General features: G+C 64.2%; 12 protein-coding genes and 1 pseudogene. 6 read left to right on the plus strand and 7 right to left on the minus strand.

What is annotated here, in order from left to right:
- The first annotated feature begins 156 nt into the window (after positions 1 to 156).
- Positions 157 to 726, plus strand: coding sequence for a hypothetical protein (locus DAAJ005_RS07935; protein ID WP_151846647.1), 570 nt, complete (start codon positions 157 to 159; stop codon positions 724 to 726).
- Between the two features lie 149 nt (positions 727 to 875).
- Here DAAJ005_RS07935 and infB read toward each other — a convergent pair whose 3' ends face one another.
- From infB to DAAJ005_RS07960, 5 genes are all read right to left on the minus strand, one after another.
- Complete coding sequence (gene infB / locus DAAJ005_RS07940) at positions 876 to 2,702, minus strand: translation initiation factor IF-2 (RefSeq protein WP_151846648.1); 1,827 nt, start codon at positions 2,700 to 2,702, stop codon at positions 876 to 878.
- Positions 2,695 to 3,027: a YlxR family protein gene (locus DAAJ005_RS07945; protein WP_151846649.1), complete on the minus strand. Its 333-nt coding sequence runs from the start codon at positions 3,025 to 3,027 to the stop codon at positions 2,695 to 2,697. Before DAAJ005_RS07945 ends, infB begins: the two co-directional genes overlap by 8 nt.
- A 3-nt stretch (positions 3,028 to 3,030) precedes the next feature.
- Complete coding sequence (gene nusA, locus DAAJ005_RS07950) at positions 3,031 to 4,218, minus strand: transcription termination factor NusA (RefSeq protein WP_029480910.1); 1,188 nt, start codon at positions 4,216 to 4,218, stop codon at positions 3,031 to 3,033.
- Between the two features lie 63 nt (positions 4,219 to 4,281).
- A complete protein-coding gene (gene rimP, locus DAAJ005_RS07955) occupies positions 4,282 to 4,797 on the minus strand; it encodes a ribosome maturation factor RimP (RefSeq protein ID WP_151846650.1) in 516 nt (171 codons plus the stop codon).
- A 233-nt stretch (positions 4,798 to 5,030) separates the two neighbouring features.
- On the minus strand, positions 5,031 to 5,645 hold the full coding sequence (locus DAAJ005_RS07960) for a septum site-determining protein MinC (protein WP_151846651.1): 615 nt from the start codon (positions 5,643 to 5,645) through the stop codon (positions 5,031 to 5,033).
- A 75-nt stretch (positions 5,646 to 5,720) separates the two neighbouring features.
- On the opposite strand from DAAJ005_RS07960, the gene DAAJ005_RS07965 reads away from it, so the two are divergent.
- From DAAJ005_RS07965 to DAAJ005_RS07980, 4 genes are all read left to right on the plus strand, one after another.
- Positions 5,721 to 6,506 (plus strand): ABC transporter ATP-binding protein, encoded by a 786-nt coding sequence (locus DAAJ005_RS07965; protein WP_226342635.1) that lies wholly within the window; start codon positions 5,721 to 5,723, stop codon positions 6,504 to 6,506.
- Entirely contained in the window at positions 6,503 to 8,083 is a 1,581-nt protein-coding gene (locus DAAJ005_RS07970) for a hypothetical protein (protein WP_226342636.1), read from the plus strand. Before DAAJ005_RS07965 ends, DAAJ005_RS07970 begins: the two co-directional genes overlap by 4 nt.
- Positions 8,084 to 8,169: 86 nt before the next feature.
- Positions 8,170 to 9,039 (plus strand): CoA ester lyase, encoded by an 870-nt coding sequence (locus DAAJ005_RS07975; protein ID WP_151846652.1) that lies wholly within the window; start codon positions 8,170 to 8,172, stop codon positions 9,037 to 9,039.
- Complete coding sequence (locus DAAJ005_RS07980; protein WP_151846653.1) at positions 9,032 to 9,502, plus strand: MaoC family dehydratase; 471 nt, start codon at positions 9,032 to 9,034, stop codon at positions 9,500 to 9,502. The genes DAAJ005_RS07975 and DAAJ005_RS07980 overlap by 8 nt, the downstream gene beginning before the upstream one ends.
- Before the next feature lie 308 nt (positions 9,503 to 9,810).
- On the opposite strand, the pseudogene DAAJ005_RS07985 reads toward DAAJ005_RS07980, so the two are convergent.
- Positions 9,811 to 10,603 (minus strand): annotated as a pseudogene (locus DAAJ005_RS07985) (IS5 family transposase).
- Positions 10,604 to 10,708: 105 nt separating this feature from the next.
- Positions 10,709 to 11,707: an aldo/keto reductase gene (locus DAAJ005_RS07990; protein WP_151846654.1), complete on the minus strand. Its 999-nt coding sequence runs from the start codon at positions 11,705 to 11,707 to the stop codon at positions 10,709 to 10,711.
- Between the two features lie 137 nt (positions 11,708 to 11,844).
- Here DAAJ005_RS07990 and DAAJ005_RS07995 point away from each other — a divergent pair, with 137 nt between their 5' ends.
- Complete coding sequence (locus tag DAAJ005_RS07995; protein ID WP_226342637.1) at positions 11,845 to 13,257, plus strand: MDR family MFS transporter; 1,413 nt, start codon at positions 11,845 to 11,847, stop codon at positions 13,255 to 13,257.
- Positions 13,258 to 13,269 lie beyond the last annotated feature (12 nt).

Raw genomic sequence — 13,269 nt, forward strand, 5'->3', positions numbered from 1 at the left:
CCAAGCATGGACTGACGGAGAGATGACGGCCCGCACCTTCTGCGCCGCCTTCGCCGTTTCTTCGCGGTCTTTGGGCCGTTTGTTGACGGCCCGCTGAGAGGCTTGCCGCAGGGTCAGAAGCCGTTTCTGGCCCGCGACATTCAAGGAGGACTCCACATGAGTCAGCTCAAGACCACCAGCATCAAGATGATCTTTCGCAAAACGCCCCTGATCGTTCTGGCCGTCCTGCCGCTGACCGTGGGCGCAGTGCTGGCCCAGCAGGCTGGAACAGCGGCTGCCGACGCCACAGTTCAGGCGCAGCAAGCCCAGCCCCAGCGTGTTCAGCCAGCGCAACCGGGTCAGCGTGGCGCAGCAGGCACACAGACACGTACCAGAAGCGGCACCAATTACGGTGACGTATACCTTCAGAAGCTGGCCGTGCAGCTCGGCATCAGCCTGGAAAAACTGAAAGCTGCCGCGCTGGCCGCTGGGAACGCCACCATCGATCAGGGCGTGAAAGACGGCAATATCGCCGTCAACCGCGCCGCAGACATGAAAACCCGCCTGAAGGACAATCCCTTCAGCATGCTGGGTGGCCGGGGCATGGGCGGGCCGGGCGGACGTGGGATGCACGGCCCCGGTGGTCGGGGAGGTGGGCCGCGTGGGGATTTGAGCGCTCCAGACGGCACGCAGAGACAGACCGACAGCGGCATTGTAGATCCGAACGCGGTGGAGGGCGGAAGCTGACAGGTTAAGTCGAACTCCGGTTCCTCTCGACTCGTGTGGAAGGGGGAAGGGGCCACATAGTTCCAAAATTCAAAGAAGAAGGGCCGCTCCCCCATAGGAACGGCCTCTCTTCTATGCTTGTCTTCTATGCTTGTAAATCTACCTCAGGCTTACGACACTTCCACTTCCACCATCTCGCTGGCCTCGATGATGTCGCCAATTTCCGCGCCGTCCCAGTCCAGGTTGATCCCACACTCGTAGCCGGTCTGAACCTCGCGCACGTCGTCCTTGAGGCGCTTGAGGCCCACCAGCGTTCCCTCGTACACGGTTTCCTTGCCGCGCGTGACCTTGGCCTTGGCGTTGCGCTTCAGGCTGCCGTCGGTGACATACGATCCGGCGATGTTGCCGAAACGTGGGTGCTTGATGACCATGCGGACCTCGGCGCGGCCCAGGTATTTCTCCTCGAACACGGGTTCCACGTTGCCCTTCATCAGGCGGTCCACTTCATCGATCAATTCGTAGATGATGCGGAAGGACTTGATATCCACACCCTTGTTGTCGGCGATCTTGGTGACGCTGCCGGGCGCGGTGACGCTGAAGCACAGGATGGTGGCCTCGGCGGTGGAGGCCAGCAGCACGTCGCCCTCGGTGGGCGCGCCGATGCCCGAGAGCATCACGTTGATCTTGACGTCCTCGGATTCCTTGCGGGCCAGGATGCCCTGAATAGCTTCCACGCTGCCCTGGGTGTCGGCACGCAGGATCAGGTTGACGGTGCGCACGGTGGTCAGCGGCCCCATCATGTCTTCCAGGGTCAGTTTACGCAGTACCTGAGCACCCTCGGCGTCGCGGCGGTCACTGGCGCGCGAGGCGATCAGGTCACGCGCGGCGTGTTCGTTCTTGGCGCTGCTGACCTTCTCACCGCTGGTGGGCACCTCGGAAAAGCCCAGAATCTGCACGGGGGTGGAGGGGCCAGCTTCCTTGATCCGCCCGCCCGCGCTGTCCATCATGGCCTTGATCTTGCCGTAGTTCTCGCCCACCACCAGGAAATCGCCGACGTGCAGCGTGCCTTCCTGAACCATCACGGTGGCCAGCACGCCGGACTGCTTGTCCACCTTGCCCTCGATCACCACGCCCCCGAACACCCCGTTGGGATCGGCGCGCAGATCTTCCAGCTCGGCGTTCAGGCTGATGTATTCCAGCAGGTCTTCCACGCCCTCGCCGGTTTTTGCGCTGACCGGGACCACGATCAGGTCACCGCCGTACTCTTCGGGCACGAGGTTGAGCTGCGTCAGATCGGTCTTGACCTTGTCGGCGTTGGCCTGCGGCAGGTCCATCTTGTTGATGGCGATGATCATCGGGACCTTGGCGGCCTGCGCGTGTGCGATGGCCTCGCGGGTCTGTGGCATCAGCGAGTCGTCGGCGGCAATCACGATGATGGCGATGTCGGCGACGTTGGCCCCGCGCGCCCGGATGGTGGTGAATGCCTCGTGGCCGGGGGTGTCGATAAACACGATCCTGCCCTTGGAGGTCTGTGCCTCGAAGGCCCCGACGTGCTGCGTGATGCCGCCCGCTTCCTTGGCCGCCACCTTGGTCTTGCGGATGTAATCCAGCAGCGAGGTCTTGCCGTGATCGACGTGGCCCATGATCGTTACGACAGGCGCGCGGTGAGGAATCTCAGCTTTGGAGGCGGGTGCAACATCGTCCCGCGCCTGCGTGGCGGTGGCTGAAGCCTGGGCCGTCTGAGGCGTTGCCTCCTGCTCTGGCGCGTCCTGAGGCTGAGCTGCCTGGGCCTCGGTGGGCGCGGCGGCCTGGGCTGCTTCGTCTGCGCTTCCCATGCCTTCCTCGGCCACGATCTGCTTGATCAGTTCGACGGTGTCTTCCTCGATGGTGCTGCTAACGCTCTTGTACGAGACGCCCAGCCCGTCGAGGATTTCCAGCATTCGGGCGTTTTCCAGATTCAGCTCTTTGGCCAGCGTGTAGATTCGGACTTTAGACATGACTCACCTCCGGTGAGACCCGCGCGTCTGGCGCGGAATGGTTCTGATTTGGGACTTTTTGATGGTTTTGAAGTTGCTCCGCGATCTCGGCAGCCTGGGCGCGAAAGGCCCGCCGCAGCCGCTTTTCCTGCCAGCATTCGGGGGTGTCGGCGCAGACATACGCGCCCCGTCCAACTCTGTTCCCGGCCCGCACGTCCCATTTGCCGTCCAGCCGCGTCACCCTTAAAAACTCGCTTTGAGGGCGTTTGCGTCGGCAGGCTGCACAGGTTCTTTCGGGAACATGCTTGCCAGGAACAGGCTCAGTGGTGGCAGGCTCGGCAGTCAAGGCTTACTGCTCCCCGATGTCCTCGGGCGTGGCGACGGCCACCGACTTGCTGTCCTTGAACAGCGCGTCGAAGGCGGACTGCGCCACGTCACCGTCGCGGCCTTCCTGCTCGTCCTGAAGCGCCTGCTGCATGGCGGCGTCCAGATCGCTGATGGCCGCCGTTTCGCGCAGATCAATCTTGAAACCGGTCAGCTTGGCCGCCAGCCGCACGTTCTGTCCGCCTTTGCCGATGGCCAGGGACAGTTGATCGGGCGTGACCGTCACGGTAGCTTCCTGACGGTCAGGCAAGACTTCAATCAGGCCCACCTTGGCCGGGGACAGCGCGTTGCGAATGAAGTCGCGCAGGTTGGCATCCCACAGGATCACGTCCACGCGCTCGCGGCCCAGTTCGCCGGTCACGGCCTGGATGCGGTTGCCACGGTGGCCGATGCACGCGCCGATGGGGTCCACGTTGGAGTTGTGGCTGAACACGGCCACCTTACTGCGCTGCCCGGCCTCGCGCGAGATCGCCTTGATTTCCACGATGCCGTTGGCGACTTCGGGAATTTCCTGGCGCAGCAGGTAGTCCAGCAAACGCTCGTCGGCGCGGCTGGCCAGGATGGTTGGCCCCTTGGGCGTCTTGCGGACTTCCTTGAGGTAGATCTTGACGCGGTTGCCAGGGGTCAGCTTCTCGCCGGGAATCTGCTCGCGGGGGGGCAGGATCGCCTCGCCCGCGCCCAGTTCCACGAACCAGTTGCCCTTGTTGTCGCTGCGGACCACCTGCGCGGTCAGCACCTGGCCCTCGCGGTCCTTGTACTCGTTGAAGACCACGTTGCGCTCGGTCTCGCGCATCTTCTGCGTCAGCGTCTGCTTGGCGGCCTGCAACGCAATGCGCGAGAACTTCTCACGGTCCACCGGGAATTCCATCTCCATGCCCAGTTCCACGCCGGAATCCAGCTCCAGCGCGTCGGCCAATGAGATCTGGAGGTGTTCGTCCTCGATGACCTCCACCACCTCACGCACCACCAGCACTTCCAACTCGCCGCTGGCGGGGTCGAGGTGGACCTCGATGCGTTTGTCGGGTTCCACATTGCGGGTGTACGCCTGCGCCAGCGATTCCTCGAAAGCCTGGATCAGCGCCAGTTCGTTGATGTTGCGGGCCTGCGCCACTTCACGCAGCGCGTCGGCAAAATTGAATTCGGGTTCGCTCATGTCACTCTTCCTTTTTCTGTTGTCTGTGTTTTCAGTTGTCTGGGTTTTAGAGGCGGGCAGGCTTCAGCGGTGGCGGTCCGGGAATTCGGCCAGATTGGCAGTAAAGGTCCCGGCTTTCAGCGTCACGTCGTCGCCGTTCACGTCGAAGGTCACGTTCTCGCCGTCCACGGCCTTGATCGGGGCGGTGAACGCCTGCCCGTCGCCGCGCACACGGGCTTTGAGGCCCACCATGCGCTCGAAATGCCGGGCTGTCAGCAGCGGACGCTTGGCCCCCGGTGACTCGAATTCCAGGCGGTACTCGCCCGTGACCGGGTCTACCCGGTCAAACTCCGCCTCGGCGGCGCGGCTGGCCCCGGTGATGTCGGCCATGGTGACGGGCTGCTCGTCCAGGCGGTCAATCCGCACCAGCACAATCAGTTCCCCGCCCGCATTCTGAAGCTGAACTTCCAGGACCTCGAAGCCCAGCGGCCCTACCCCTGCCTGCGCGATGGTCTGAAGCCGGGCGATCTGCCCGTCTGTCTGCCCACTTGAATTGTTGGCCGTCTGGCCGTCTGAGTTGTCGTTTGCGTTGTTATTCATATTGTCGGGGCCTCCCATGCGGGCTGCCCACCTGACCACCCCCTCCACGAAAAAAGGTGGGCTTACCGCACCCACCCCTCTATTTCGAGGAATTTCAAAAGCCAGTATAGCCGATGGCGCAATTTAGGCGGCGAGAGGCGTCACAAAGTCGTGGTGGTGAGGGTCAGTGGGGGCAAACTCCTGAACGGGGTTAAACCGCAAGCCGCCTTCAAACATCCGCCCAACACCCTCACTCACTTCTGCACGTCAATCGCAATCACGCCATTTTGCAACCGCGCCAACTCCGCCACGGGCTGGCCGTCCCGCTGGCGCATGTTGCTCAGGCTGCTGCCCTCGGGCGCGCGGGCCACGGCGTCGCCGATGCGGATCTGGGGGCTGGCAATCGGACGCGCCCACACGATGGCATCGCTGTAGCCGCCCTGCCCGGCGTGGGCCAGACCGCGCAATGCGCCGATTACGATCACGTCGCCGCCCGCGATCACCTCGGCGCTGGGATTCACGTCGCCCAGCACGATCACGCTGCCCCGGTACTCGTTGCGCGCCCCGGCGCGGATGGTGTGCGGCACGATGACCGTGCGGGCGCTATCAATCGGGTGGGCCTCGGGCGCGGCCTGGGCCGGGGCAGCCACCGTCACGCGCGGCGCACGGATGCGGCCCGGTTTGCCCCCAGCCTCGCGGATGGCCGTCAATGCCTGTTCGATTGCGCCTGGATCGGCGTCGCCGTTGATCTCGATGGTCACACTGCTGCCGGAGAGGTTGGGCATGGTCAGCCCGCGTGACACGCTCTCGGCGGTGTCACCCGGTTCCAACATCAGATTCAGACCGCCCAGTGTGCCGCGTAACTTCATGACCTTTAATCTAGCGTCACATTCGCCGGAGGTTCCGGGGGCAACCTCTCACCCCCTGCTCCCGTATAAGGGGGCATGTCCGCGCCCATGCTCACCGAAACCGAGATCGCCGCGCTGGAACTGCGTGATCTGCACAAATCGTTTGCGGGCAAGGCGGCTGTCTCTGGCCTGAGCCTGCGCGTGCGGCCTGGCGAACTGTACGCGCTGCTGGGTCCCAACGGGGCAGGGAAGACCACCACCATCCGCATGATCGCGGGCCTGACCCGCCCCGACAGCGGCGAGGCATTCATCTACGGCCACAGTGTCCAGCACGACGCGCAGGCGGCCAAACAGGTGCTGGCGTATCTGCCTGACGAGCCGCTGCTGTATGGCAAGCTGAGTGCCCCCGAATACTTGGAGTTCGTGGCCGGGCTGTGGGGCATGGACGCCGCGCAGGCCGCGCCCGAGGCCGAACGCTTGCTGAAGTGGCTGAACCTGTGGGATCACCGCCAGGAGCGGGTGGAGGGGTTTTCGCGTGGGATGAAGCAGAAACTGGCGATGGCTGGGGCGCTGATCCACCGCCCGCGCCTGCTGCTGCTGGACGAGCCGCTGACCGGGCTGGATGCGGCGGCCTCGCGTCAGGTTAAGGACGCACTGCGCCAGTATGTGGACGACGGCGGCGCGGTGGTCCTGACCACCCACATTCTGGAAGTGGCCGAGCGCATGGCCGAACGCATCGGCATCATCGGCGGCGGCCAACTGATCGCGGAGGGCACGCCAGAGGAGTTGCTGGAGCGCACCGGAACGCAGACGCTGGAAGACGCCTTCCTGTCGCTGACGGGATTGGATGTGCCGCAGAGTGAAGTGGTGGACGCGCTGTGAGAACCGAAGCCGTCAAATTGCCCGCTTCCCGTTCCAGAGGCTCTAAACCCGGCAGTTTGCCGTGGCTGCTGAAAAAGCAACTGCTGTGGCAGTGGCAGGCGTTGACGGGCGGCCAGCGCAAGGGGGTGTACATCGCGCTGGCGGTGCTGATTCTGGCCGTGCTGGGTGGTTACTTCGCCTTGCGCTCCCTGCTGGCGAACCTGCCCCTGAACGCCCCGCTGCCGGATGTGGCGCTGGGGCCGGTGCTGCTGGCCCAGGCATTCCTGCTGACGCTGATGCTCTCGGCGGCGGTGCGCGCGTCTCTGGTCACGCTGTTCACGCGCGGTGATCTGGATCTGCTGCTGCAATCGCCCATCCCGCCGCGCGTGGTGCTGGCCTCGCGGGCGCTGGGGGTGGCACTGTCGGCGGCGTTGCCTGCTGGCCTGCTGGTGGTGCCGCTAACACTGGCGCTGCTGGTGCTGGGCGTGTGGCGCGGTGGAGTGGGCTTGCCGCTGTGGTGGCTGTCGGCGTCATTGCTGGCGTCCAGCGCGGGGTTGTGGCTGACACTGGGACTGGTGCGCGTTCTGGGCGTGCGCCGCACCCGCACGGTGTCGGCGGTGCTGGGGGCGCTGTTCGGCGCGGGTATTTTTCTGGGAACGCAGTGGGCCAATTTCAGTGGGGGGCGGGGCCGGGGGCAGCAGTCCAGTGCTGTTTTTGAGGCGCTGTCCTTCTTCGCGCCGGGCCGGGGCAACTGGCCGGGCCGGGAGGCGTGGCTGTGGCTGCCCGCCCGCGCCGCGTGGCTGGAGCCGTGGCCCGCGTTGCTGCTGGTCCTGCTGTCCCTGGCTGTGTTCGCCGTCTCGGTACTGGCCCTGACCCGGCAGTTCGTGAACGGCGCGCAGGAAATCGCCGCGCCGGAAGGCCGCGTCCGGCATTCGCGCACCCCACCGGGCAAATTGCGTTTTGCCTCCGGTTCCCGCGCCACGCTGCTCAAGGAATGGCGGCTGATCGGGCGTGACCCGGAACTGCTGTCGCGCACGTTGCTGCAACTGGTGTACCTGCTGCCGCTGCTGTTCTCGGTCACACGGGGCGGCGGGCTGCGGGCGGCAGGCGGCACCGGGGTCATTCTGCTGACCGCCAGCCTGACCGCAGCCCTGGCCCACCTGACCCTGAACGCCGAGGACGCCCCGGACCTGCTGATCAGCGCTCCGCGCAGCCCGGCGGCCTTAAGGCGCGACAAGTGGCTGGCCGCCGTGATTCCCACCGTGCTGCTCGGGCTGGTGGCGCTGACCGTGCTGGCCCTGCGCGGGGCGCTGGGAACCTCCCACACGTTTTTTCTGGTTCCTCTGTTGCTGCTGGGCACGGGCGGCACGGCTTTAATGGTGCTGTGGCAACCGCTCCCGGTGCGCCGCGCCGACGCCTTCAAGCGCAGTCAACGTGCCCCGCTGATCAATACGGTTCTGACACTGCTGTTTCAGGGCGGACTGTCCGTGACAGCTTTCGCGGCCAGCAGCGGCGCGGTCTGGGGGCTGGCGACGCTGGCGCTGGCCGTCCTTGCGCTGGGCGTGGCCTATTCCCTGCGGCGCAGCGACGTGCGGTGAGGCAGTATTTGCACACGTCCACGCCTCCCTGGCAGCTATCCTGATCCCATGCCCCACCACCTTTCCGCCCGCACAGGACAGCCCTGATGCCTGCACCCACCCTGCGCCCCCGTTCCATGCTGTTCGCCCCCGGCAACCGCGCGGACCTGATCGTCAAGCTGCCGCGCAGTTCGCCCGATGCGGTGGTGATTGATCTGGAGGACGCCATCCCCGGCAACCCCGAGGCCAAAGCTGCCGCCCGCCCCATCGCCCGCGACGCCGCCCGTGACCTGATCGCCGCCGCGCCGCATCTGGCCGTCTTCCTGCGCGTGAATGCCCCGCACTCGCCGTATTTTGAGGGCGATCTGGCTGTGCTGACCCCCGAACTGGCCGGGGTGGTGGTGCCCAAACTGGAGTCTGCCGCTGATGTCCAGTTCGTCGTGGAAGCATTCAAGGCCCGTGGCCTCAATCTTCCTCTCCTGGCCGGGTTGGAAACTGGGGCAGGTGTCTGGAACGCGCTGGAAATTCTGAGAGAAGAGGCCGTCACGCTGGCCTATTTCGGCGCGGAGGATTATACGACAGACCTGGGTGGACGGCGCACGGAGGGCAATCTGGAAGTGCTGTACGCCCGCTCAAAGGTGGTGCTGGCGGCCCGATTGGCAGGTGTTCCGGCGCTGGATATCGTGGTCACGGCGCTGAACGACGAGGCGGTCTTTCGCGCCAACTCCGAGCAGGGCCGCGCCCTGGGCTACGCGGGCAAGCTGTGCATCCACCCCGCTCAGGTGGCGCTGGCCCATGACATCTTCGGGACCACCCCCGCCGAGGCCGCCCGCGCCCGCGCCCTGCTGGACGCTGCCCACGCGGCAGCCGAGCGCGGCCACGGGGCCTTCAGCTTTGAGGGCCAGATGGTGGACGAACCCATGCTGACCGCCGCCCGCGCCGTACTGGCACAATTTCAGGAGAACCAACATGAATGAAGACCTGAACCGCCCCCAGGGCCGCTATTTTGAGGAACTCACGCCTGGCACCGTCATCCACCATCGCGTCACGCGCACGCTGACCGAGGCCGATAACGTACTGTTCACCACGCTGACCATGAACCCGCAGCCGCTGCATCTGGACCACGAGTACGCTGCGCAGACCGAGTTCGGGCAGCCGCTGGTCAACAGCCTGCTGACCCTCAGCCTGCTGGTGGGCCTGAGCGTCCATGAGCTGACGCTGGGAACGCTGGTGGCCAATCTGGGCATGACCGACGTGGTGTTTCCCAAGCCCGTCTTTCACGGCGATACCATCCACGCCGAATCGGAAGTGCTGGAAGCGCGGCAGAGCAAATCCCGCCCGAATCAGGGTCTCGTCACCGTGGAACACCGCGCCATCAACCAGCGCGGCGAGGTGGTGGCGCAGTGCAGGCGCACGATGCTGATGCAGAAGCGGGCGTAGGAAAATTGAACTGGGTATCGCCGCTATTCACAATTGTCCTGTCTCCAAGTGTTGAAAAGGATTGAGAAAGAACTTGAGGTGCAAATGCGATACTGCCCAAGAGACGGTGGTAACGGTGTCATTTACAAGAATATATTTCTACCTACTGGCGAGATAGTTTATATCTGTGATGAGTGTGATTGTGCTTGGCTATCTGGTGAATGTCTCAATGAACTATCTTTTTATTTCATCAATGATTTTTTAAGAGATAGGGGTATTAAAGTCAAAACCGCAGAGGGCTACGAAGCGCTTAGAGGCTGCCAAGAACCCTATACAAAAAGCGGCTTGAGATTGTTGCAGAGCAGAACGCATGCGGCAAGGACATGGAATCCCATCAGCGTGGACAACAAACGTTCCAAGTCCCGTCCCAAACGGCGAAACCGTGACATCCACGCGAAGGACCGCTCCACCACCCACCGTTTTGGGACCAGGATAAAGCCCTTGGCGGCCTCTGGACGTTTGACCACCACCAGTTCCACGCCAGTCTCGGCAGCGTCCAGAGCAGTTTGTTCGCCTGTATATCCCTGGTCAGCGAACGCCATCTCCACGGTTGTGCCCGTAGCTGCCTGCACCTCCAAGCACAGGTCTTTGACCTGTGCCCGATCCTGCTCGTTGGCAGGTGTGGTCAGCACGGCCAGGAAATGCCCCAACGGATCTACCGCCAGATGCACCTTCGTTTCCTTGCGTTTCTTGGCACCATCAAAGCCTGCGCGGTGTCCACTTTCAGGCGTACGTTGAAGGGTCCGGCTGTCGATGATGATCGCGGTAGGCTCGCCGTTCCGCGATTTTTCGACGCGGGCCAGAAAGCGCAGATCGTGTGCAGCTTTTAAAAAGCACCCCGCTTCAAACCAGCGGTGCGCCTGTTGGCGCACCGTTTCCGCAGATGGAAAGTCGTTGGAGAGAGAGGCCCACTGTGCACCCGTGCGGACCACCCACAGCAGCGCATTGAGAACGTTTCGGATGGAACCGCTGTCTGGCATCGTTGGGGCTAAGCAGGAGATACGGGAGCAGAAACAGATACGTGTTGTCGTCTACGTCGCTGGGGTAGCCTCGTCGGGTCATCCACCCATTCTGCTCATTCCAGAGTTAAACCTACCAATTTCAAACCTGTTCTTGGCAGCCTCTAGAAAAATATCGCCTGCCGACTAATGCTGAAATGTTTTAGCCTTATTCTTTGGCCGTCTCATACCAGTTTCTGTCCCAGCGGTGGGCGTACAGGCGGGCCACGTCATCGGTGGGCAGGCCCTGGCCATCGGCAATCGCCACGTTGCGCTCCACGTTCCGCACACTCCGCATGCCCACGATCACGGTACTGACCGCGCGGTGGCTGAGAACATAACGTAGCGAGGTCTCGGCCAGTTGCGAGCTGTTGATGCCCAGATCGCTTTCAATGGCCCGCAGACGTGGCTGTAACTCGGCCTTGCGATTGCCGCCGAAGTAATGGTTGCGCCAGTCACCTTCCGGGAATTCGGTCCCGGCGGTGATGTTCCCCGTCAGGCTGCCCTCGTCCAGCGCCACGCGCACGATCACGCCCACGCCGTTGGCGAGGCAGGCGTCCAGCAGGCGGTCCTGTGGCGACTGGTCAAAGACGTTGTAGATCACCTGTACGGTTTCCACCACGCCCGCCTCTACCGCTTTCACGGCGTTGTCCGGCTGATGGTCATTGATGCTGACGCCGAAGTGCCCGATCTTGCCGTCTTTTTTGAGTTGAATCACCGCGTCTTGCCAGTCGCCCTGCCCCAGCCATGAATCGTTCCAGACGTGGAATTGCTGCACGTCAATTCGGTCCAGCCCCAGCCGTTCCAGACTGGCCTCGGTCATGGCGATGACGTGTTCGGCGGGAAACGCTTCTTCCGCTGGCACGCCGGGCTGCGCGGGCCACTGCCCATTCTTCGGGCTGATCTTGGTGGCGACGATGGTGCCGGGATAATCACGGGCGGCCTGTCCCACCAGCCGCTCGCTGTGGCCGTCGCCGTATCCCATGGCCGTATCTATAAAATTTCCATTTAAGGCCAGATAACGGCGCAGCGCCTCCAGACTGTCATTGTCCTGCGCGCCCTTCCACATGTCTGCGCCGATGCCCCAGGCCCCATAGCCGATCTCGCTGACGCCCAGGCCGGTGGCCCCCAGATTTCGCATGTGAATGGTGGGTTGTGGTGTAGTCATGCGCCCCAGGGTAGACCCGGAACTGCGGAGATGAGGCTTGCATTGGGCATTTGACAAGACGGAATGCTGGCGGAAGGGGGCTGTCCCGGTGCGCCTCCCCACCCTCCATGTGTGCGCGGGGGAGTAGCCTCCCCAACGTGACTCCGCCCACCACGACTGCCGCTGCCGCCTCACCGAATCAAGCTGCGCTGGATCAGGCCCGCAAACTGGCCACCGTGGGCCTGATTCTGGGTGTCTTTTTGAACGCGCTGGAATCCAGTGTGGTGGCCAGCGCCATGCCCAGCGTGATCCAGGATCTGCGCGGCCAGGCGCTGTACGCGCTGCCCTTTGCTGCGTATCTGCTGACCAGCACGGTGTCCAGCCCGCTGTGGGGCCGGGGTTCGGACATCGTGGGCCGCAAGAAGCTGTACCTGACTGGCATGGTCATTTTTCTGCTGGGCAGCGTGCTGTGCGGCGCGGCGCAGAGTATGGGCTGGCTGATCGGCGCGCGTGCCCTACAGGGGCTGGGGGCGGGGGCGCTGCTGTCTATCGCCCTAACCATCATCGGCGAGCTGTACACCCTGGAACAGCGCGGGCGGGTGCAGGCGCTGTTCAGCGGCGTGTGGGGCATCAGCGGTCTGGTGGGGCCGCTGCTGGGCGGCTGGCTCACCGAAACGTGGTCCTGGCGCTGGACGTTTTTCGTGTCGCTGCCGTTTGGTGTGGCGGCCTTTTTGATGGTGTCGCGTTACCTGAAGCAGTCGGGCAAACGCAGCAAGGCGAATCTGGACTGGGGCGGCGCGGCACTGTTCACGGCGGGCAGCGGCCTGCTGATCTGGGGCCTGGAGCTGAAACACTGGTGGGCGGCGGCGGCAGGTGTGGCGGTCCTGGCCGGGGCGCTGTGGGTCGAAAGCCGTCACCCGTCGCCGCTGCTGCCCATGTCGGCCCTGCGTGACCGTGTTCCGCGCGTGGCTTTCGCCGGAAACCTGCTGGCCGGGGCAGCGTACTTTGGCGTGATCGCCTATCTGCCGCTGTACGCGCAGGGCGTCACGGGCCGGGGTGCCACGGCGGCAGGCGCGATCCTGACCCCGGCGCTGGTGGGTTGGACCCTGGCGAGCATCCTGGCCGCGCAACTGATGAAACGTATTCCGCTGGCGCGCATCTCGCAACTGGGCTTCGCGGTGCTGGTGGTGGTCTTCGCTGCGCTGACCTTCACCGTTCACTCGCCGCTGTGGGTGACCTCCGCGCTGGGCTTCGTGGTGGGCAGCGGCATGGGCTTTTCCATGCTCACGCTGCTGCTCTCGGCGCAGGGTGCGGCAGCCACGGGTGAGCTGGGCGCAGTCACCAGCGGCGTGCTGTTTGCCCGGCAGATGGGCGGCGCACTGGGCGTGACCGTCATGGCCCTGCTGATCGGCGAGGCGGCCATTGCCAATGGCGGCGCGGCGCTGGCCGAGGGGCTGCGCTCCGCTTACTTCCTGGCGCTGGGACTGGTGGCGGCGGCCTTCGTGTTCACGCTGACGCTGAAGGTGAGTCCTGTCGTGGCGCAGGAAGAGACGCGTTCGGCTGCCCCATGAGGCTTATGGTTC

The sequence above is a fragment of the Deinococcus sp. AJ005 genome (assembly GCF_009017495.1).
Taxonomy (GTDB): Bacteria; Deinococcota; Deinococci; order Deinococcales; family Deinococcaceae; genus Deinococcus.

Bases quoted from the DNA above. Each gene is read 5' to 3' on its own strand.
- DAAJ005_RS07935 (WP_151846647.1), top strand. From the start codon at position 157: ATGAGTCAGCTCAAGACCACCAGCATCAAGATGATCTTTCGCAAAACG.
- infB (WP_151846648.1), bottom strand. From the start codon at position 2,702: ATGTCTAAAGTCCGAATCTACACGCTGGCCAAAGAGCTGAATCTGGAA.
- nusA (WP_029480910.1), bottom strand. From the start codon at position 4,218: ATGAGCGAACCCGAATTCAATTTTGCCGACGCGCTGCGTGAAGTGGCG.
- rimP (WP_151846650.1), bottom strand. From the start codon at position 4,797: ATGAATAACAACGCAAACGACAACTCAGACGGCCAGACGGCCAACAAT.
- DAAJ005_RS07960 (WP_151846651.1), bottom strand. From the start codon at position 5,645: ATGAAGTTACGCGGCACACTGGGCGGTCTGAATCTGATGTTGGAACCG.
- DAAJ005_RS07965 (WP_226342635.1), top strand. From the start codon at position 5,721: ATGTCCGCGCCCATGCTCACCGAAACCGAGATCGCCGCGCTGGAACTG.
- DAAJ005_RS07975 (WP_151846652.1), top strand. From the start codon at position 8,170: ATGCCTGCACCCACCCTGCGCCCCCGTTCCATGCTGTTCGCCCCCGGC.
- DAAJ005_RS07980 (WP_151846653.1), top strand. From the start codon at position 9,032: ATGAATGAAGACCTGAACCGCCCCCAGGGCCGCTATTTTGAGGAACTC.
- DAAJ005_RS07990 (WP_151846654.1), bottom strand. From the start codon at position 11,707: ATGACTACACCACAACCCACCATTCACATGCGAAATCTGGGGGCCACC.